This window comes from Streptomyces sp. NPDC054863, from assembly GCF_053610825.1.
Genome location: NZ_JBSGZD010000145.1, coordinates 1 through 18,956, shown reverse-complemented (window position 1 = coordinate 18,956; position 18,956 = coordinate 1). Strand labels below are relative to the sequence as shown.

The 18,956-nt window shown below is 70.9% G+C and carries 16 protein-coding genes and 2 tRNA genes; 13 read left to right on the top strand and 5 right to left on the bottom strand.

All coding sequences use genetic code 11. The annotated features are described in order from the left end of the window. The first annotated feature begins 75 nt into the window (after window positions 1–75). The gene (locus ACWGIG_RS23545) at window positions 76–288 is read left to right on the top strand and encodes a hypothetical protein (RefSeq protein WP_453323620.1); all 213 of its coding nucleotides are present in this window, start codon (window positions 76–78) and stop codon (window positions 286–288) included. 63 nt (window positions 289–351) lie between these two features. Here ACWGIG_RS23545 and ACWGIG_RS23540 read toward each other — a convergent pair whose 3' ends face one another. Continuing rightward, window positions 352–1,731, bottom strand: a complete 1,380-nt coding sequence (locus ACWGIG_RS23540; protein ID WP_453323619.1) for an ABC1 kinase family protein — start codon at window positions 1,729–1,731, stop codon at window positions 352–354. A 78-nt stretch (window positions 1,732–1,809) separates the two neighbouring features. Continuing rightward, window positions 1,810–2,952 carry a ThiF family adenylyltransferase gene (locus ACWGIG_RS23535; protein ID WP_453323618.1) on the bottom strand — a complete coding sequence of 381 codons (1,143 nt, stop codon included), beginning with the start codon at window positions 2,950–2,952 and terminating at the stop codon, window positions 1,810–1,812. Between the two features lie 190 nt (window positions 2,953–3,142). Here ACWGIG_RS23535 and ACWGIG_RS23530 point away from each other — a divergent pair, with 190 nt between their 5' ends. The 4 genes from ACWGIG_RS23530 to ACWGIG_RS23515 all read left to right on the top strand — a co-directional run bounded on the left by ACWGIG_RS23530 (window position 3,143) and on the right by ACWGIG_RS23515 (window position 7,072). Next, entirely contained in the window at window positions 3,143–3,709 is a 567-nt protein-coding gene (locus ACWGIG_RS23530; protein ID WP_453323617.1) for a M48 metallopeptidase family protein, read from the top strand. A gap of 141 nt (window positions 3,710–3,850) precedes the next feature. Further along, window positions 3,851–5,605: a TerD family protein gene (locus ACWGIG_RS23525; RefSeq protein ID WP_453323616.1), complete on the top strand. Its 1,755-nt coding sequence runs from the start codon at window positions 3,851–3,853 to the stop codon at window positions 5,603–5,605. Window positions 5,606–5,618: 13 nt separating this feature from the next. Beyond that, window positions 5,619–6,299, top strand: coding sequence for an AIM24 family protein (locus tag ACWGIG_RS23520; RefSeq protein ID WP_453323615.1), 681 nt, complete (start codon window positions 5,619–5,621; stop codon window positions 6,297–6,299). 17 nt (window positions 6,300–6,316) lie between these two features. Continuing rightward, window positions 6,317–7,072, top strand: coding sequence for an AIM24 family protein (locus ACWGIG_RS23515; protein ID WP_453323614.1), 756 nt, complete (start codon window positions 6,317–6,319; stop codon window positions 7,070–7,072). A 137-nt stretch (window positions 7,073–7,209) separates the two neighbouring features. Here ACWGIG_RS23515 and ACWGIG_RS23510 read toward each other — a convergent pair whose 3' ends face one another. After that, a complete protein-coding gene (locus ACWGIG_RS23510; protein ID WP_453323613.1) occupies window positions 7,210–7,731 on the bottom strand; it encodes an NUDIX hydrolase in 522 nt (173 codons plus the stop codon). Next, window positions 7,728–9,182 carry a zinc-dependent metalloprotease gene (locus tag ACWGIG_RS23505; protein ID WP_453323612.1) on the bottom strand — a complete coding sequence of 485 codons (1,455 nt, stop codon included), beginning with the start codon at window positions 9,180–9,182 and terminating at the stop codon, window positions 7,728–7,730. The genes ACWGIG_RS23510 and ACWGIG_RS23505 overlap by 4 nt, the downstream gene beginning before the upstream one ends. A gap of 192 nt (window positions 9,183–9,374) precedes the next feature. On the opposite strand from ACWGIG_RS23505, the gene ACWGIG_RS23500 reads away from it, so the two are divergent. The 4 genes from ACWGIG_RS23500 to ACWGIG_RS23485 all read left to right on the top strand — a co-directional run bounded on the left by ACWGIG_RS23500 (window position 9,375) and on the right by ACWGIG_RS23485 (window position 12,678). Beyond that, the gene (locus ACWGIG_RS23500) at window positions 9,375–10,505 is read left to right on the top strand and encodes an SDR family oxidoreductase (RefSeq protein ID WP_453323611.1); all 1,131 of its coding nucleotides are present in this window, start codon (window positions 9,375–9,377) and stop codon (window positions 10,503–10,505) included. Window positions 10,506–10,617: 112 nt separating this feature from the next. Then, a complete protein-coding gene (locus tag ACWGIG_RS23495; RefSeq protein ID WP_453323610.1) occupies window positions 10,618–11,088 on the top strand; it encodes a molybdenum cofactor biosynthesis protein MoaE in 471 nt (156 codons plus the stop codon). A gap of 127 nt (window positions 11,089–11,215) precedes the next feature. Further along, the gene (locus ACWGIG_RS23490) at window positions 11,216–11,461 is read left to right on the top strand and encodes a hypothetical protein (protein ID WP_453323622.1); all 246 of its coding nucleotides are present in this window, start codon (window positions 11,216–11,218) and stop codon (window positions 11,459–11,461) included. A gap of 128 nt (window positions 11,462–11,589) precedes the next feature. Continuing rightward, window positions 11,590–12,678: a YlbL family protein gene (locus ACWGIG_RS23485; protein ID WP_453323609.1), complete on the top strand. Its 1,089-nt coding sequence runs from the start codon at window positions 11,590–11,592 to the stop codon at window positions 12,676–12,678. Window positions 12,679–12,786: 108 nt separating this feature from the next. Here ACWGIG_RS23485 and ACWGIG_RS23480 read toward each other — a convergent pair whose 3' ends face one another. Then, a complete protein-coding gene (locus ACWGIG_RS23480; protein WP_453323608.1) occupies window positions 12,787–13,368 on the bottom strand; it encodes a PPA1309 family protein in 582 nt (193 codons plus the stop codon). Between the two features lie 148 nt (window positions 13,369–13,516). Between ACWGIG_RS23480 and ACWGIG_RS23475 the strand changes: the two genes are divergently transcribed. From ACWGIG_RS23475 to ACWGIG_RS23460, 4 genes are all read left to right on the top strand, one after another. Then, window positions 13,517–16,405 (top strand): UPF0182 family membrane protein, encoded by a 2,889-nt coding sequence (locus tag ACWGIG_RS23475; RefSeq protein WP_453323621.1) that lies wholly within the window; start codon window positions 13,517–13,519, stop codon window positions 16,403–16,405. Window positions 16,406–16,531: 126 nt separating this feature from the next. Continuing rightward, window positions 16,532–16,605 (top strand) — tRNA-Met (locus tag ACWGIG_RS23470). 164 nt (window positions 16,606–16,769) lie between these two features. After that, entirely contained in the window at window positions 16,770–18,734 is a 1,965-nt protein-coding gene (locus tag ACWGIG_RS23465; RefSeq protein ID WP_453323607.1) for a tetratricopeptide repeat protein, read from the top strand. A gap of 106 nt (window positions 18,735–18,840) precedes the next feature. Further along, window positions 18,841–18,914: transfer RNA gene (locus tag ACWGIG_RS23460), tRNA-Met, on the top strand. The last annotated feature ends 42 nt before the right edge of the window (window positions 18,915–18,956 follow it).

The window sequence follows — 18,956 nt, the reverse complement described above, 5'->3', positions numbered from 1 at the left end:
CGTCAGGACCGGCCCCACAGGGCTTTCGCGGTGCGTTGGGATCCCTCCGCCCGCCGACGGGGTTATCGTCGCGAGGTGGACCCGCAGAACTCCAGCCCCGCACCACCGGCCTCCGGGAACGGCGAGGAGCCCGTCGTGTGCGCACGCTGCGGCGCGCACGCCCCGGGCGGCGCCCCGCCGACCTGGACCTGCTCCGTCGAGAACGGCAGCCGCCGCTACTTCTGTGTCGACTGCGCCCGGGCCAACCTCCGAGCGATCGAAGGCCGCCTCGACTCCTCCTGGTGGTGACCCGGTGACCCGGTGACCCGGTGGTGACCCCGGTGACCGCCCCGGCTGCCGCGTGGGCCCCGGTTACTCCGCCTTGGCCTGCTCCTGCTCCTCCATGTCCCCGGACTCCTCCCGGAACCCCGGCAGCCACTCCTCCAGCTCCTCGCGCAGCCGCACCGTCGCCCCCAGCTGACAGAGCACCCCGATGGTGCTCAGCGTGACCCGGTGGATCAGCAGATAGGAGGGCGGCAGATTGAGCTGCTTGCCCAACTGGTGTGCGGGGGAGCGGACATCGGCGATCCGGCCCGCCTGCTGCCGCAGCCAGCTCCGGGTGAAGGTGAACTCCTCGGCCGCGGCCGGCTCGATGATCGGCACCAGATAGTCCAGCACCGCCCCCGGGTCCAGCTCGATGGCCTCCTTGACGAACCCCTCGCGGCACAACATGCCGTACACGGCGTCGGCGTCGCCCTCCAGCGTCATCCGCAGCGCCTCGCCGATCGTGCCCGGCAGCCCGCCCGGCAGCCGGTCCACGGTCCCGAAGTCCAGCACCCCGAGCCGCCAGGGGCCGTCCTCGGCCCTGTCCGGATCCGCGGGCAGCAGCCGGAAGTTGCCCGGGTGCGGGTCCGCGTGCAGCAGCCCGGTGCGGGCCGGGCCCGAGAACAGGAACCTGGCCAGCAACTGCCCGGCCCGGTCCCGCTGTTCCTGCGTCCCGTCCGCGATCACCTCGGAGAGGGGCGTCCCGTCCATCCACTCGGTCACCAGCACCTCGTCGCACTGGTGCACCACGTCCGGCACCACCACGTCGGGATCGTCCACGAACTCCGCCGCGTGCTCCCGCTGGGCCCGCGCCTCCAGTTCGTAGTCCAGCTCCTCGGACACCCGGTCGCGGAGCTCCGTGATCAGCGGCTTGATGTCCATGCCCGGGACCAGCGGCCCCAACAGCTTCGCGAACCGGCCCAGTTGATTCAGGTCCGAGAGCAACGCCTCGCCGGCCCCCGGGTACTGCACCTTGACGGCCACCTCGCGCCCGTCGTGCCACACCGCCCGGTGCACCTGCCCGATCGACGCGGCGGCCGACGGCTTGTCCTCGAACTCCTGGAACAACTCCCGCCAGTCCTCGCCCAGCCGCTCCACCAGCACCCCGTGCACGGTGCGGGTGGGCATCGGCGGGGCCGCCTCCTGGAGCTTCGTCAGCGCCGCCCGGTACGGCCCGGCGACCTCCTCCGGCAGTGCGGACTCGAAGACGGACAGCGCCTGCCCGAACTTCATCGCCCCGCCCTTCAGCTCGCCCAGCACCTTGAAGAGCTGTTCCGCCGTGCGCTGTTGCAGTTCCCGGCCGACGATCTCCGCGGACTTGCCGCCGATCCGTTTGCCGAGGCCCCAAGCGGTCCGGCCGGCGAAGCCCAGTGGCAACGCGGCCAGCTTGGCGGTACGGGTTACCGCCTTCCGGGGAAGATCAGACATGCGCCCCTCCAAATCCCAGACAGCCGCGCCGCGCGAACCCTGACGACAGTGCTTGGTTCAGTGCTCCTTCGACGGCGCCTACCCGGCCATTGTGTCGTGCGGCTTCAAGTCCCCCGAGGGGGTGTCCCCTTCTCCGTCCCCACCTGCACCGCAGACGCAGTCCCGATGTGCCGTGACCTGCTGCGCTCGCCAGTCCAGGATCGGCAGCGCGGCCTCCCAGCGCGCTCCTGTGCTCGACGGCAGCTCCCCGTCCAGGAAGGCCAGCGCGTGGGCCGCGGCGAGCCCCGCCACCGCGGTGGCCAACGCGACGTCGCAGGCAGGTACGCCCGCCCTGCGCCCGGAGCGCCACTGCGCCAGCATCCTCGGCCACCCGGGGTCGAGCTTCGCCCGCGACCGCTCCATGCACCCGGCGCAGGCGCTCCCGCCCGGCAGCACCAACGGCCCCACCACTCCGGTGGCCTCCACCACCCCCGCGTAGAGGTGGGGGATCCCGGACCCGATCCAGGTCGTGGAGGACGCCGGATCGGGTGCGTACGCGTCCAGCCCGTCCCGGGGAGTCACCACCACCAGCGACAACCCCGGCCCGCCCGTGAGCTCCGCCTCCCGCGACCTCTCTCGCGGCGGCCGGCCGGGTGCCGCCCCGCGCACCGCCTGCCGGGCCGCGGTGTCCCGCCGCGTGCCGACGGACTCGGCCGGGACTCCGCCCGGTGCCACGTCCCACGGCTCCACGCAGCCGCCGTCCAGCACGTCGACCCGGCCCACGCCGGAAGCGGAGAGCAGTGAAGCGACGGTCGCGCCGACCCGGCCCGCCCCGCGCACCTGGACCCGCGCCGCCCGCCGCGCCGCCAGCCGCCGCGCCCCGCCACCCGGCTCCGGGTGCACCACCGTCAGCGAGGCCAGATCCGGCCGCAGTCGGTCGAGCTCCTCCGCGCGTTCACGCAGGGCGTCCGCAGCCGGCCCGCCCGCCGTCACGTCGTCGACCAGTCCCGCCGCCGTCAGCCGGGCGACCAGGGCGTCCACCTGCCCGTCCGGCAGCCCCATCGCCCGGCCCTCCGTCCGCAGCAGCGGCATGCCGCGCGTCCCGTCCAGCAGCTCGATCATGCTGCCGGTCGCCGTGTCCACCGGCCCCACCAGCACCGCGTGCGCGGACGTCACCCCGAACTGCACGCTCTGCCGGTCCCGCCAGGCTCCCCGCAGCGCGGGCTTCACCCTCGGATACATGTCCCGTCCCCCGTCCCGCCGTGCCATCAACGAGTGACTCCGTGCAGTCAACTCGTCGCCCTGTGTGCTGATTCCAGAATGCAGGCCTGCGCGGATCGGTGCCGAAAGTTGTCCACAGGCCCGGGTGTTAGTCGTACCGGCTGTCACCGGTGGGTTCCGGTCGGAACGCACCGGAGAGACGACTTCCGCCATGCCCAGCGGGTACCGTCGGGGCGTGTCAGTCGACCCGTCCCCCCGCTTCGCCGTCGAGGTCCGCAGAAGCGCCCGGCGCAGCCGTACCGTCTCCGCCTACCGCGAGGGTGACCGCACCATCGTGCTCATCCCCGCCCGGATGTCCGAGGCGGAGGAGCAGCGCTGGGTGGGCGTGATGCTCGACAAGCTCGCCGCCCAGGAGAGCAAACGCACCCTCGGCGACGACGACCTGGCCGAGCGGGCCGACCGGCTCTCCGCCCAGTACTTCGAAGGGCGCGCGAAACCCGCATCGGTGCGCTGGGTGACCAACCAGAACACCCGCTGGGGCTCCTGCACCCCCGCCGAGGGCAGCATCCGTCTCTCCCACCGGCTCCAGGGGATGCCCGAGTACGTGATCGACTACGTGCTCCTCCACGAGCTGGCCCACCTGCTCGTGCCCGGACACGGCGCGCCCTTCTGGCAGCTCCTGGAGGCGTACCCGCGCACCGAGCGGGCCCGCGGCTATCTCGAAGGGGTGGTCGCCGCCGACCGCCTGCCGCACCTCCCCAAAGCGCGCGGCGAGTAACGCTCCGTGTCGCCGCCCCGAAGCGGTGACGGCCTTCCGGGGTGATCTGTACCGACTGTGTACCGGCTTGCCTCGCTGTCAGTGTTTGCGGTTAGCCTGACGCGAAGTATTCATATCCGGGACGGGGGACGGTCGTTTCGTATGGCCAGGGACTTCCAGCGCGGCCACAAGGCCAAAATCAGTGACCTCACAGCAGGGACGGATCTGTACGTAGGTGTACAGATCGGCGCTCCCGGGCTGTCATTCGACATCAGCTGTTTCGGCCTCGACGCCAACGAGCAGTTGACCGACGACCGGTATTTCATCTTCTTCAACCAGCCCAAGTCGCCCGAGGAGTCGATCCAGCTCCTGGGTGCGCAGGCCGGTGACACAGAGTCGTTCCGCGTCACCCTGGACCGCATCCCGTCCCACATTCACAAGCTTTCGTTCACCGCGACGCTCGACGGTGCGGGGCAGATGTCGCAGGTCGCCCCCGGGTACATCAGGGTCGTCGCCGGAGGCGAAGAGGTCGTCAGGTACGCCTTCACCGGAGCCGAGTTCACCACCGAGCGCGCCGTGATGCTCGGGGACTTCTACCTCAAGGACGTGTGGCGTTTCGCCGCCGTCGGGCAGGGCTTCGACGGCGGCCTTGAGGCACTGCTGAAGAACTTCGGCGGCGAGGTCGCCGAGGAGGAGCAGCCCGCGGCCCCGGCACCGCAGCAGGGTGGCGCCCCCGGTTTCGCCCCGCCGGCCCAGGCCGGTCCCGCCCAGCCCGAACCGCAGCAGCCTGCTCCGTCCTTCGGCGTTCCTGCCCAGCAGAGCGCACCGCAGGCCCCGGCCCCGCAGGCTCCCGCGCAGCAGCACTACGCCCCGCCGCAGGGCGCCACCCCGCCCCCGGCCCCGACCCCCGGCGTCCCGCCCGTGCACGCGGCGCAGACGATCGCCGCACCGCTGCACGCGCAACAGCCGTACGGACAGCCGCCGCACGCACCGCAGGCGCCCCAACCGCCCCAGCAGTACGGGCAGGTCCCGGGGCAACAGGGCGGTCAGTACGGCTACCCGCCGGCAGCACCGGCCGCCCCCGGCCCGTACGGACAACAGCCAGGCCAGCATCCGGGCCAGCATCCGGGGCAACAACCCGGCCAGCAGCCCCCGCAGCAGCCGTACGGCCAGCAGCAGCACCAGCCGTACGGACAGCAGGGCATGCCGCCCCAAGGGATTCCCCAGGGCATGCCGCAGGGCGCACCGCAGACCGCCCCCGGCCTCCAGTCCGCTCTGGAGAAGTACCGCGAGACGCCCACCGGCCAGCGCTGGACCCCGCAGAACGAGCAGTTGATGCGGGTCGACCTCGGCAACAACGGCACGCCCGTGCTCGCCCGCCAGGGCAGCATGGTGATGTACCAGGGCAAGGTCGACTTCAGCTACAAGGGCGCCGGTTTCGCGGGCCGCATGGTCGGCAACGCCACCGGCCAGGAGATGCAGCTGATGCGCTGCACCGGGCAGGGCCAGGTCTTCTTCGCGGAGAACGCCTCCCACCTGCACCCCATCGAGCTCCAGGGCGACGGGATCTGCGTCTCCGCCGAGAACGTCCTCGCCTTCGACGAGACCCTCCAGCACGAGGTCCGCCGCATCGAGGGCCACGGCATCCCCGGCGGCGCGCTCTTCACGATGATGTTCCACGGCACCGGCACCGTCGTCGTGAAGACCCAGGGCGTACCGGTCGTTCTGCCGGTCACGCCCACCACGTTCGCCGACAGCAATGCCATCGTGGCGTGGTCGGCAGCGTCCCAGGTGATCCTCTCCAGCCAGGTCAGGCTGCGCCGCCAGGCGTTCCCCGGCCACAGCGGGGAGACGGTGAACCTCCAGTTCCGGGGAGCCCCCGGGAACTTCATCGTCGTCCAGCCGTACGAGGTCTGAGGGAGCCCGAAGAATGAACCAGCAACTCGCGGGCTTCGCCCCGACCCCCGTAGCCGCCCGCATGGAGAACCACGGCCGGTCCATGGTCAAGGTCGCCATGGTCACCGGCCAGGACCTGTACGCGCGTACGGGCTCGATGGTGGCCTACGAAGGCTTCGTCCAGTACGAGCCCAACCCGCCGGCAGTCCGCCAGATCGCCTCGCAGTGGATCACAGGTGAGGGCGCTCCGCTCATGAAGTGCGCCGGTGACGGCCTGCTCTACCTCGCCGACTACGGCGCGGACGTCGTCGTCATCAACCTCACCAACGACGCCCTCTCGGTCAACGGCACCAATCTGCTCGCCTTCGACGCGTCCCTCCAGTGGGGCGTAGAGCGCGTCAAGGGCCTCGCCAAGTTCGCCGGCCAGGGCCTGTGGAACGTGAAGGTCTCCGGCACCGGCTGGGTCGCCCTCACCTCACGAGGCACCCCGCTCGTCGTGGACTGCGGACGAGGAGAGGACGAGACGTACGTCGACCCGGACGCCCTCGTCGCCTGGTCCCCGAACCTCAAGGTGAAGGGCAAGCGCAGCTTCAAGGCGTCCTCGCTGATCGGGCGGGGCAGCGGCGAGGCGTACCAGATGGCCTTCTCGGGCCAGGGCGTCGTCGTCGTACAGCCCAGCGAGGACAGCTCGGACCGGCTGCGGATCAGGAACTGAGGGGGATAGGGAACATCATGCAGAGCCCGCTTTTCGGCTACACGGAACAGCAGTCCGCCGAGCGCTACACCGCGCAGAACCCGCAGCTCCTGCGAGTCGCCCTGACCGGCCACGACGACGTCCTGGCCCGCAAGGGCAGCATGGTCGCGTACCAGGGGCTGATGGAGTTCGACGGCGAGTACGTCTCGCAGCAGCAACAGCGCGCCCGCGCCAACACCGGCGAGGGCCTGGACCTGATGCGCTGCTCCGGGCAGGGCACCGTCTTCCTCGCCAACCTTGCCCAGTACATCCACGTCGTGGACATCGACCAGGACGGCCTCACCGTCGACAGCAGCTACGTCCTGGCCATGGACTCGGCGCTGCACACCGAAGTCGTCGCCGTGGACAGCCAGTACGGAATCTCCGGCTCCGGCAAGTACCAGATGAACGTCTCCGGCCGCGGCAAGGTCGCCCTGATGACCTCGGGGCAGCCGCTGATGATGCAGGTCACGCCCGACCGCTACATCAGCGCCGACGCGGACGCGGTGGTCGCCTGGTCGGCGTCGCTGCGGGTGCAGATGCAGGCGCAGACGCACTCCTCGGGAGTACGGCGCAGGCGTGGCAACACCGGCGAGGGCTGGGAGCTCAGCTTCCTCGGCCAGGGCATCGTCCTGGTCCAGCCCAGCGAGGTCATGCCGCCGCAGAACGCGGTGATCGGGCAGGGCGCGGCGGCCCAGTACGGGGTGGGCCAGCAGGGGGCGCACGGCCAGAACCAGAACAACGCCTGGAACTGAGCGTGCGGCGGCGGGGGTGACTTCGCGCGGGTCCGTCGTGGCTGGTCGCGCCCACGCGGCGGAGCCGCGGAGGGAACACGGCCCCGCGCCCCTGATGGGGCGGCCTTCAAGAGGCCGCCCCATACGTCCGGCGTCGGCTACAGCGCCGCGCGCGTCCGCTCCAGCAGGCGTACGACCGACTCGTCGGCCACGGTCGCGACCTCGTCGTAGGCGAACCAGCGGAGGTCGTCGGACTCTTCGCTGATCGCCTCGACCGCACCGGCCGGGGCGATCGCCGCGTACTGCACGTCCAGGTGCCAGTGGCACGGGGCCGGAATCGGGTGCCGGTCCAGCCGGACCGGGCCGACCGCGAGGAGCGTCAGACCGGCGATGCCGGACTCCTCGGTCGCCTCCCGCAGTGCGGCGTCCGCCAGCGTCGCGTCGCCCGGCTCGCAGTGGCCGCCCATCTGGAGCCACATCTTCAGCTTCTTGTGCAGCGTCAGCAGCACCCGGCCGCGCTCCGGGTCCACCACCAGCGCACTGGCCGTGAGGTGCCCGGCCGTGCAGGCCTTCCACATCCCGTCCGGGTGCGCCGCGAGGTGGTCCAGGTACTGCTGCCGCAGGTCGGCCTGGTCCTCGTACCCCTTGAGTACGAGGACCGCGTCGTCGTGCAGGGTCACTTGGCGCCCTCGTCGCCGTCGGAGCCCTTGCCGTCGTCGCTCCTGCCGTCGTCGTCCTTCTTCAGATTCGGCTTCCCCGCCGCCTCGCCGAGCATCTTGTCCAGCTCGGAGAAGTCCATCTGCTCGCGGTGCACGAACCCGTCCGGGTCGTCCAGGTCGTCCGCCGTCGGCAGCATGTCCGGGTGCTCCCACAGCCCGTCGCGGCCCTCAAGGCCCCGCGCGTCCGTGAGCGAGGCCCACAGCCGGGCGGCGTCCCGCAACCGGCGCGGACGCAGCTGCATGCCCACCAGCGTCGCGAACGTCTGCTCCGCAGGACCGCCCGATGCCCGCCGCCTGCGCAGCGTCTCGCGCAGCGCGTCGGCCGACGTCAGGCGCGGCTTCGCGGCCTCGTGCACCACCGCGTCGACCCAGCCCTCGACGAGCGCGAGCGCCGTCTCCAGACGGGCCAGGGCGGCCTTCTGCGCCGGGGTCTCCTCGGGCTGGAACATGCCCTGCTGGAGCGCCTCCTGAAGCTGCTCGGGGTTGGACGGGTCGAGCCCGCCGACCGCCTCCTCCAGCTTCGAGGTGTCCACGGTGATCCCGCGGGCATAGCCCTCGACCGCGCCGAACAGGTGCGAGCGCAGCCACGGCACGTGCGCGAAGAGCCGCTGGTGGGCGGCCTCGCGCAGGGCCAGGTACAGCCGCACCTCGTTCGCCTCGACGCCCAGGTCCTTGCCGAAGGCGTCGATGTTCAGCGGCAGCAGCGCGGCCTTGCCGACCGGGCCCAGCGGCAGGCCGATGTCGGTCGAACCGACCACCTCACCCGCCAGCACGCCGACGGCCTGACCGATCTGCTGACCGAACATGGCGCCGCCCATGGAGCGCATCATGCCGATCAGCGGGCCCGCCATGGCCTGCATCTCCTCGGGCAACACGTCGCCCATGGCCGCGCCGACCCGCTCCGCGACCGGGTCCACCAGCTGCTGCCACGCGGGCAGGGTCGCCTCGACCCACTCCGCGCGGCTCCACGCCACCGCCGTGGTCGCCCCGGAGGGCAGCGAGGTCACGCCGTCCAGCCAGTGGTCGGCGAGGCGCACGGCCTCCTCGACGGCGGAGCGCTCGGCGGCGCTGACGCTGGAGTCCTTGGTGCCGTCGGAGGTGCCCTGCGCGACGGTCTGGCGGGCGATGTCCTTGGCCATGTCCCAGTTCACGGGACCGCCCTCGTAGCTCAGCATCTGGCCGAGCTGCTGGAAGGCGGCGCCCAGGTCGTTCGGATTCATGGAGCCGAACATCGCGGCGAAGGGATTGTCACCCCCCGCCCCGCCCATGCCCGGCAGCGCGCCGAACCCTGCGAAGGGGTTCGACGGGTCACCGCCGGAACCCTGCCCACCACCGGCAGGGTCCTTCTTCTTGCCGTCGCCGTCCTCCGGCTCCTCCGGCGGAAGGCCGAATCCGAATGGGGTGTCACTCACGGGTTTCCTCGGCTCGTATGGCCGCCGGCTCGTGCCGACGGCGGCTGCCCGACATCACCACCCAGCGTAGACACCAGAACTTGATTCCGGTCTCGGTGCTCCGCGGACTCGGGGCCTGCGGCAGGATGGACGCCACCTGGTCCGTACGCGCCAACTCGCGTACGTACTGAAGACAACCGCTGGAGACGCCCGGTGAGTTCCCCAGATCCGCAGGTTCGCGCAACAGATTCCAAGGTTCGCGGAGCGCGAAACCGCTCAACCCCCGCAGTGCGGGGTCCCGTGGTCGCGGTCACCGGTGCCGCGTCCGGTGTCGGAGCCCTGCTGACCCGAAGACTGGCCGATTCGGACGAGATCAAGCAGGTCGTCGCGATCGACGAGCGGCGCGGCGACGTCGCCGAGGCGGAGTGGCACGTCCTCGACGTCCGCGACCCCGCCATCGCCGAGAAACTGCGGGGCGCCGACGTCGTCGTGCACCTCGCGCTCGACCTCGACCTGGAGAGCGACCCCGCGGCCCGTACCGCGTACAACGTGCGCGGTACGCAGACGGTGCTCACCGCCGCCGCTGCCGCCGGGGTGCACCGGGTCGTCCTGTGCACCTCCGCCATGGTCTACGGCGCCCTCCCGGACAACGACATCCCGCTCTCCGAGGACGCCGAGCTGCGTGCCACCGCCGAAGCCACAGGTGTCGGCGACCTCCTGGAGGTCGAGCGGCTCGGCCGCCGCGCGCCCCGCGCCCATCCCGGTCTCAACGTCACCGTCGTACGCCCGGCCGTCCTGGTCGGCGGTACGGACACGGCGCTGACCCGCTACTTCGAGTCGCCCCGCCTGCTGGTGGCCGCCGGATCCCGCCCTACCTGGCAGTTCTGCCACGTGGAGGACCTGGTCAGCGCACTGGAGTACGCGGCGCTCGAAAAGGTCGAGGGCGAGCTCGCGGTCGGCTGCGACGGCTGGCTGGAGCAGGAGGAGGTCGAGGAGCTCAGCGGCATCCGCCGGATGGAACTGCCCTCCGCCGTCGCCCTGGGCGCCGCCGCCCGGCTGCACCGGATCGGCCTCACCCCGTCGCCGGCGGGCGATCTCGCGTACACGATGCACCCCTGGGTGGTCAGCGTCTCGCGGCTGCACGACGCGGGCTGGCGGCCCCGGTGGACCAACGAGGAGGTCCTCACCCAGCTCCTTGAGGAGGTCGCGGGACGGCACACCTTCGCGGGCCGCCGCCTCGGCCGCAAGGATGCCACGGCGGCGGGCGCCGCAGGGGCGACGGTCGCACTGCTCGGTACGGCCGCCCTGGTGCGCCGCGCACGCAAGGCACGCCGCCGCATCTGAGCCCGTACGGCACTGTCGGCCGGTACGTCTGGAGGAGGCTCCATACGGCACACCCGCGTGCCGGTCGAACGCGCAGTTCCCCGTTGTCGGTGCCGTACGGCACGATGGGGCCATGGCAGGCACACCCAGCACCCCGAACACCCATCCGGGCGAACAGGCGGCCCAGGATCCGATCCGGCTGCTCGCGATCCGCGACACCCCGCTCTCGCTCGACGAGGTCTTCCGGGCCGTCGGCGAGGACGCGGCGGGCGGCACCGCCCTGTTCGTCGGCACCGTCCGCAACCACGACGGGGGCGCCGACGTCGACGCACTGGGCTACTCCTGCCACCCCACGGCCGAGGCGGAGATGCGCCGCGTCGCCGAGAAGGTCGTCGCGAACCACCCCGTGCGGGCCCTCGCGGCCGTCCACCGGGTGGGCGACCTCGCGGTGGGCGACCTGGCGGTCGTGGTGGCCGTTTCCTGCCCGCACCGGGCGGAGGCCTTCGACGCCTGCCGCATGCTGATCGACGACCTCAAGCACGAGGTTCCGATCTGGAAGCACCAGAAATTCTCGGACGGTGCAGAGGAATGGGTCGGCGCGTAGCGCCGTCGTTGGGGGCCTGTTTGAGTGGCAGGTCGTACCCAAGCCCCTGAAATCCGTCTAAACGCCTCTGCCGCCAACCGCCCCGATTTGCGTAACCCGACCCCTGGCCCGAGCGTTGAAGCAGCGGATGGTTAATCTGCTGATCGGCTGGCTGCGATCGCTCGGATTGTTCAGCGGTCGCTCATTGGGTCGGGAGGTCGGAATGGCTGCACTTGCCTGGTTGCTGATTCCGCTTTTCGCAGCTGTCGGGGCTGCGATATGGGGAAGTTGGGCCGCCCGTAATCGCACTACCGGCGATGTCGCCGAACTCGCGGGTTATGAGAAGTTCCGCGAAGCCATGCAGAAGTCGCATTCCGGTTCCGACGCCGTCTGAGGGCGTCGCCCGCCGTACGGGCCTCCCGGGCCGTACGAGCCGCCCCGGAGCGCTGCGCTGAAGCCCCCGCGCCCCGTACGGACCGGCCCCAGCGGTGCACCCGCAAACCCTTCCCGTACTGTCGTTCCATGCCACGCCGCACTGCGACGATGCTCGCCTCCACCCTCGTCCTGATCGCGCTCCTCTGCGCGGGCGTCTTCATCAAAGTGCCGTACTCGCAAATGTCTCCGGGGCCGACGGTGAACACCCTCGGCCAGGCCAGTGGTGAGCCGGTGCTCCAGATTTCCGGCCGCAAGACGTACCCGACGACCGGTCACCTCAACATGACGACGGTCCGGGTCACCGGAGCCGACTACTCGATGAACCTGGTCGAGGCGGTCTACGGGTGGCTGGCGCACGACAGCATCGTGGTGCCGCACAACACTCTCTACCCCGACGGCAAGACCGAGGAGCAGTCCACCCAGGAGAACGCCGAGGAGTTCAGCCAGTCCCAGGAGAGCGCGAAGGTCGCCGCGCTCAAGGCGCTGAACATCCCCGTCGCCACGCGCGTGGTCGTCGCGAGCGTCGTCAAGGACAGCCCCGCCGAGGGGAAGCTGCACGCGGGGGACGTCATCCGCGCGGTGGACGGCCAGAAGGTCGAGGAGCCGGGGGACGTCTCCAAGCTCGTCACCCGGCGCAAGCCCGGCGACAAGGTCGTCTTCACCGTCGTGCCGGCCAAGGACGCCGAGGCCGCGGAGAAGGCGCACAAGGAGCCCACCAGCACCGAGAAGGTCGTCGTCACCACGGAGAAGGCCGAGGACAACGGGCGGCCGATCGTCGGCATCCAGGCCGGGACCGACCACACCTTCCCGTTCACCATCGACATCAAGCTGGCCGACGTGGGCGGCCCCAGCGCAGGCCTGATGTTCTCCCTGGGAATCGTCGACAAGCTCACCGAGGGCGACATGACGGGCGGGAAGTTCGTCGCCGGTACGGGCACGATCGACGAGAAGGGCAAGGTCGGCCCGATCGGGGGCATCCAGATGAAGACGGTCGGCGCGCGCAAGGCGGGGGCCGAGTACTTCCTGACGCCCAAGGACAACTGCGCGACGGCCGCCGCCGACGTCCCCGAAGGGCTCACCCTCGTCAAGGTCGACACCATCGACGACGCGATCAAGGCGATGGACGGCATCCGCAAGGGAGACGCGGCAGACCTGCCGCAGTGCACGAGGGGCTGACCGGCTGCCCCCCCCGTGCGTCAGCCCTTGAGGCTCGGGGCTGCCCCCATGCGTCGGCCCTCGAAGCTCGGGGGCTGCCCCGCGCGTCAGTCCTTGAGGCTCGGGGGACTACGACTCGAACGTCGCGGCCAGCGCCTCGGCCAGTCCCGGTACCAGGTCGGGCCCCGTCAGCACCTCGTTCGGCGAGTCCTTCTCGCGCAGCCGGATCGCCGATTCACGGGCCCCGCCGCGCAGCACCGCCACCGTCATCCGCACTTCCTGGCGGTCCGGGTGCCTGGCGACCCACTTGGTCAGCTGGGCGCCCTTGAGGCCTTCCGGTACGGACGCCTCGGCGGACGGCGGCAGCATCAGGCGTTCCACCGTGAGGGCGCAGCCCGTCACCGAGGCGGGCCAGGCGATCGTGCCGAGGAACTCGTCCAGGGCCTTGCCGCGCGGAATCTCCTCCTGCTCGATCGGTGTGAACCCGGTCGTCTGCGCCGCGTCGATCCCGAGCTGCGAGGCGAGTCCGGGCTCCTGCTTGCGCAGCTTCGCGGTGTCGACCAGCGCGAACAGCCGGGCGGGCTTGTCCCAGCCGAGGCCGGACGCGTACTCGTCGATCTCCAGGACGGCCCGGGTGAGCGGGCTCGCGGCCATCGGGGTGCCCGGCGAGGGCATCGGAGGGGTGTGGTCTGAGGGGGAGGAGTTGGACATGGTGAATATCCTGCCTCCTTCGGCCCCCAAAGCGGGAACTGAGTAAAGCTTCAGTAAGTTGCATAGGTACGGCCCTGCGACCGCGCGGCCCGTACGACCCGCATAACACCAAACAGCGAACTTCGAGGTGCGCACGTTGGCTTTCCAGATGCCGGACCGCGGCGGAGGCCCGACCGGGCCACGGATCAGAGTGGGCCGGCCCTCCCGGCGTGCCCGGACCCTGCTCATGACACTGGGTGTCCTGGCCGTTCTGGCCATGGCATTCGTCATGTTCGCCGGGTTCTGGACGGACTGGCTCTGGTACCGATCGGTCAAGTATTCGTCCGTCTTCACCACCACCCTGTGGACCAAGATCGGGCTCTTCGCCGTCTTCGGTCTGCTCATGGCAGCGGCCGTCGGCGTGAACATCTGGCTGGCGCACCGGCTGAGGCCGCCGCTCAGCGCGATGTCGATGGAGCAGCAGAGCCTCGACCGCTACCGGATGGGCCTCGCTCCGTACAAGAAGTGGGTGCTCGTCGCGATCACCGCCCTCGTCGGGCTGATCGCCGGTGCCTCCGCGTCCGGCCAGTGGCGCACCTGGCTGCTGGCCCTCAACGGAGTGCCGTTCGGCCAGAAGGACCCGCAGTTCGGTCTGGACGTGTCGTTCTACGCGTTCGACCTGCCGTGGTACCGCTTCCTGCTCGGCTTCGGCTTCGCGGCCGTGGTGGTCTCGCTGGTCGCCGCCGCCCTGGTGCACTACCTGTACGGCGGGCTGCGTCTGACCAGCCCCGGTGCGCGCGCGACCGCCGCGGCCACGGGCCACCTCTCGGTGCTGCTCGGCATCTTCGTCGCGCTGAAGGCCGTCGCGTACTGGCTCGACCGGTACGGCCTGGCAGTGAAGTCCAGTGACTTCAAGGCCACCGGCAACTGGACGGGCCTGCGGTACGTCGACGCCAACGCCTACCTCCCGGCGAAGACGATCCTGTTCTGCATCGCCGTCATCTGCGCCGTGCTGTTCTTCGCGACGCTGTGGCGCCGCACCTGGCAGCTGCCGGTGATCGGCTTCGGCCTGATGGTGCTCTCCGCGATCCTGATCGGCGGGCTCTACCCGGCGATCGTGCAGAAGTTCCAGGTCCAGCCGAACGAGCAGGCCAAGGAAGCCCCGTACATCGAGAAGAACATCGATGCGACCCGTCAGGCGTACGACATCGACGGCGCCAAGGTCACCGACTACCGGGGCACGAACGACGGCGGCAACAACGCGAAGCTCCGCAAGGACGCCGACACGGCGGCCAGTTACCGCCTCCTCGACCCGAACGTCGTCTCGCCGACCTTCCGCCAGCTCCAGCAGGAGCGGAAGTACTACCAGTTCCCGCAGACCCTCGACGTGGACCGGTACAACGGCCAGGACACCGTCATCGGCCTGCGCGAGCTGGACCTCAAGGGCATCCCCAAGCGCAACTGGATCAACGACCACTTCACCTACACCCACGGGTACGGCGTGGTGGCCGCCAAGGGCACGTCCGTCAACGCGGACAACGAGGGCGGCCCGGACTTCACCGAGTCCGGCCTCCCCGCCAGGGGCGCCCTCACGGACGGCGGCAAGTACGAGCAGCGGATCTACTACGGCGAGAAGACCGAGCAGTACTCGATCGTCGGCGGCCCGCAGCAGGAGCTCGACTACGAGAAGAACGGCGAGGACACCAAGAACACCAGCTACAAGGGTGGCAGCGGCGTCAACCTCTCCAACCCGCTCAACCGTGCGGCCTACGCCGTCACGATGAGCGAGCCGCAGATCCTCTACTCCGGCGCCATCGGCGAGGGTTCGCGGATTCTCTACAACCGCACGCCCAAGCAGCGCGTCGAGGCGGTCGCCCCCTGGCTGACCATCGACGGCGACGCCTACCCGGCGATCGTCAAGGGCAAGATCCAGTGGATCGTCGACGCGTACACGACGACCAACGGCTACCCGTACGCGTCGCGCACGACGCTCGGGGACTCCACGACGGACTCGCTGACCACCAACCAGCGCGCCGTCGTCGCCCAGCAGAACCAGGTCAACTACATCCGCAACTCGGTGAAGGCCACCGTCGACGCGTACGACGGTTCGGTCCAGCTCTACGAGTGGGACGAGAAGGACCCGGTCCTGCAGACCTGGAAGAAGGCGTTCCCGGGCACGGTCAAGGACAAGTCCGAGATCGACCCGCAGCTCAAGGCGCACCTGCGCTACCCGCAGGACATGTTCAAGGTCCAGCGCGAGCTGCTCACCCGGTACCACGTCGAGGACCCGGCGCAGTTCTACAGCGGCTCCGACGCCTGGCAGGTCCCGGACGACCCGACGACCGACGCCAAGGGCGCCGTCCCGCCGTACTACCTGAGCCTGAAGATGCCCGGCGACGAGAACCAGAAGTTCTCGCTGACGACCACCTTCACGCCCAACGGACGCCCCAACCTCGGGGGGTTCATGGCGGTCGACGCCGATGCCGCGAGCAAGAGCTACGGCACGATAAGACTGCTGAGGGTGACGGGTGACGTACTGGGGCCGCAGCAGGTGCAGAACCGGCTGAGCACCAACCCCGAGGTGACGGAGTTCGTCCGCAACACCAAGGGCGCCAACTCGGACATCGAGTACGGCAACCTGCTGACGATCCCGCTCAACGACGGATTCCTGTACGTCGAGCCGGTGTACGCACAGGGCAACAACGCCCAGTACCCGCTGCTGAAGAAGGTCGGCGTCTCGTACGGCAAGGAGACCGTCTTCAAGAACTCGCTCGCCGAGGCGCTCAACGCGGTCTTCGGCGACAAGGGCGCGGAGACACCGCCGGACACGGGCGACGGCACCACCAAGCCGCCGGCCACCGGCTCGGTCGCGCTCCAGAAGGCCATCGCGGACGCCCAGGCGGCGTACGAAGAGGGCGAGAAGGCGCTGGCGAAGCAGGACTGGGCGGCCTACGGCAAGGCCCAGGAGAAGCTTCAGACGGCGCTCCAGCAGGCGGCCGACGCCCAGAAGGCGCCGCCCGCCAAGCAGGACCCGAAGGAGCCCGCGAAGAACGAGTAGCCCTGGCAGGGCCGGCAGAAGGTGCCGGAACAGGGCCGCAGGCAGGCCGGAAAAGGGCAGGTAGCAGGGCCAGAGGCAGGCCGGAAGGGCTCCTCCCCGCGTCGTGGTACGGTTGCACAACAACGACGCGGGGTGGAGCAGCTCGGTAGCTCGCTGGGCTCATAACCCAGAGGTCACAGGTTCAAATCCTGTCCCCGCTACTGAAAAGACGAGGGCCCGGATCCATTGAGGATCCGGGCCCTCGTCGTATGTCCAGGTACCGAATGTGTTTGACTTGTCGCCCTGTGGGCATGTCGACAAAACGCTGTAGTGACCTCAATGGCTGCGGTATACCAGGTGTACCCGGGTTGCGGGTGGTGCGACGATGAAAACTATGGGGGACAGGGCAACTCTGTTGGAGACAGGGCGGGTTGAGACAACGCGGGGCGAAGCGGCTCGGGACGAGACGGCGCAGGACGAGACCGGGCGGTTCGACACGGGCCTGCTGGAACAGCGGCGACCCACCGACAGCACCGACGGCACCGACACCGCCACGGCGGAGGACGAGGTGCGCCACCGGCAGGCCGCCGCGAACGGCGACGCCGCGTCCATGAGCATCCTGGGGTCCCTGCTGCTGCGCCGCGGCGACCTCGACGGCGCCGAGCCCCACCTCCGTGCCGCCACCGCCGAGGGCGACCGGGCCGCCGCCAACAACCTCGGCGTCCTGCTGCTCCAGCGCGGGTACGCGGAAGAGGCCGCCGGATGGTGGCGCATCGCCGCCGTCGCAGGGTCCGCAGCCGCCGCCCACGCCCTGGGCAGGCACTACCGCGAGCGCGGCGACGAGCCCGCCGCCGAGTACTGGCTGCGCCAGTCCGCCGAACACGGGCACGCCCTGGGTGCCTACGCCCTCGCCGAGCTCCTCGAACACCGCGGCGACGTCGGCGCCGAGCGCTGGCTGCGCGCCGCCGCGGAGCAGGGCCACCGGGAGGCCTCGTACCGCCTCGCCCGGCTGCTCGACCGCCGCGCGGGTACGCCCACGGGCGGCGGTCCCGCCGCGGACGTCGCCAGCCGGCGCGGCATCACCTGGGACACCGACCCGCGCATGCTGCGCTCCTCCTCCGTCGCCCCGGGCGAGAAGCCGCCCGAGGTGGAGGCCGAGCAGTGGTACCGGCAGGCCGCCGCGCGCGGCCACCGCAGGGCGGCCCTGCACCTGGGCGTCATCCTGGAGGCCCGCGGCGAGCTCAAGGAGGCCGGGCGCTGGTACCTGACCTCCGCCAAGGACGGCGAGCCGCGCGCCGCGTGCGCACTCGGGTTCCTGCTGCGCGACGCGGGCGACGAGGAGAGCGCCGCCGTGTGGTGGCTGCGCGCCGCCCAGGAGGGCGACGGGAACGCCGCCAACGCGCTGGGCGCGCAGCACGCGGCCCGGGGCGAGCAGCAGACGGCGGAGCGGTGGTACCGGGCCGCTCTGGACGCGGGCGACATCAACGGGGCATACAACCTCGGGCTGTTGTGCGCCGCCCAGGGGCGTACGGCGCAGGCCGAGCAGTGGTACCGGCGGGCCGCCTACGCGGGTCACCGGGAGGCTGCGAACGCGCTGGCCATTCTGTTGCTGCAGGGCGGCGACGCGTCCGGCGCCGAGCCGTGGTTCTCCAAGGCGGCGGAGGTGGGGAGTGTGGACGCCGCCTTCAACCTGGGGATTCTGCACGCCGGCCGGGGCGACGAGCAGACCGCGCTGGAGTGGTACGAGCGGGCTGCGGCTGCCGGGCACACGGAGGCGGCCCTCCAGGTCGGCATCGCGTTGCTGCGGGACGGCGACGAGCAGGCCGCCGAGTCCCATCTGCGGCGGGCGGCGGGCGGCGGCAGCCCGGAGGGCGCCTTTCGGCTGGGGATGCTGCTGGACGCGCGCAGGCCTCCGGCCGGGCCGCCCGTGCTCGGTGAGCCGGTGGACGAGAAGTCCGAGTGCGAGGAGTGGTACGAGCGGGCCGCCGAGCAGGGGCACCGCCGTGCGCAGGTACGGGTCGGGATGCTCGCGGCCGGGCGGGGCGACGTCGAGGGCGCGGCCCGGTGGTACCGGGAGGCAGCCGAGGCGGGAAGCCTGGGCGGGGCGTTCAACCTGGGGCTGCTGCTGGCGCGCGAGGGGCGCGAGCCGGAGGCACAGCTGTGGTGGACGCGGGCGGCGCATGCCGGGCACGGGCGGGCGGCGCTGCGGCTGGCGCTGCTGGCGGCCCGCCGTGGCGAGCTGGGCGAGGGCGAGCGGTGGTGCGTGCGGGCGGTGGAGCTGGGGCCGGCGGAGGTGGCGGAGCGGGCGGCGCGGTTGCGCGATGCGCTGCACCAGGAGCTGACGGCCTGAGGGCCGGGTACGGAGGCGGAGCACGGCTCCCGTGAGCCGCCCCGTGCCGGGCCTTCGTAAGAGATTTGCGCTGGTGGGGGGCGCCGCGTAGAGTTGTGTTCACCGACGCGGGGTGGAGCAGCTCGGTAGCTCGCTGGGCTCATAACCCAGAGGTCGCAGGTTCAAATCCTGTCCCCGCTACTGAAGTGGTGAACACCGGTGGCCCGGAACTCTCTTGAGTTC

Bases quoted from the DNA above. Each gene is read 5' to 3' on its own strand.
- ACWGIG_RS23540 (WP_453323619.1), bottom strand. From the start codon at position 1,731: ATGTCTGATCTTCCCCGGAAGGCGGTAACCCGTACCGCCAAGCTGGCC.
- ACWGIG_RS23535 (WP_453323618.1), bottom strand. From the start codon at position 2,952: ATGTATCCGAGGGTGAAGCCCGCGCTGCGGGGAGCCTGGCGGGACCGG.
- ACWGIG_RS23530 (WP_453323617.1), top strand. From the start codon at position 3,143: ATGCCCAGCGGGTACCGTCGGGGCGTGTCAGTCGACCCGTCCCCCCGC.
- ACWGIG_RS23525 (WP_453323616.1), top strand. From the start codon at position 3,851: ATGGCCAGGGACTTCCAGCGCGGCCACAAGGCCAAAATCAGTGACCTC.
- ACWGIG_RS23520 (WP_453323615.1), top strand. From the start codon at position 5,619: ATGAACCAGCAACTCGCGGGCTTCGCCCCGACCCCCGTAGCCGCCCGC.
- ACWGIG_RS23515 (WP_453323614.1), top strand. From the start codon at position 6,317: ATGCAGAGCCCGCTTTTCGGCTACACGGAACAGCAGTCCGCCGAGCGC.
- ACWGIG_RS23495 (WP_453323610.1), top strand. From the start codon at position 10,618: ATGGCAGGCACACCCAGCACCCCGAACACCCATCCGGGCGAACAGGCG.
- ACWGIG_RS23490 (WP_453323622.1), top strand. From the start codon at position 11,216: ATGGTTAATCTGCTGATCGGCTGGCTGCGATCGCTCGGATTGTTCAGC.
- ACWGIG_RS23485 (WP_453323609.1), top strand. From the start codon at position 11,590: ATGCCACGCCGCACTGCGACGATGCTCGCCTCCACCCTCGTCCTGATC.
- ACWGIG_RS23480 (WP_453323608.1), bottom strand. From the start codon at position 13,368: ATGTCCAACTCCTCCCCCTCAGACCACACCCCTCCGATGCCCTCGCCG.
- ACWGIG_RS23475 (WP_453323621.1), top strand. From the start codon at position 13,517: ATGCCGGACCGCGGCGGAGGCCCGACCGGGCCACGGATCAGAGTGGGC.
- ACWGIG_RS23465 (WP_453323607.1), top strand. From the start codon at position 16,770: ATGAAAACTATGGGGGACAGGGCAACTCTGTTGGAGACAGGGCGGGTT.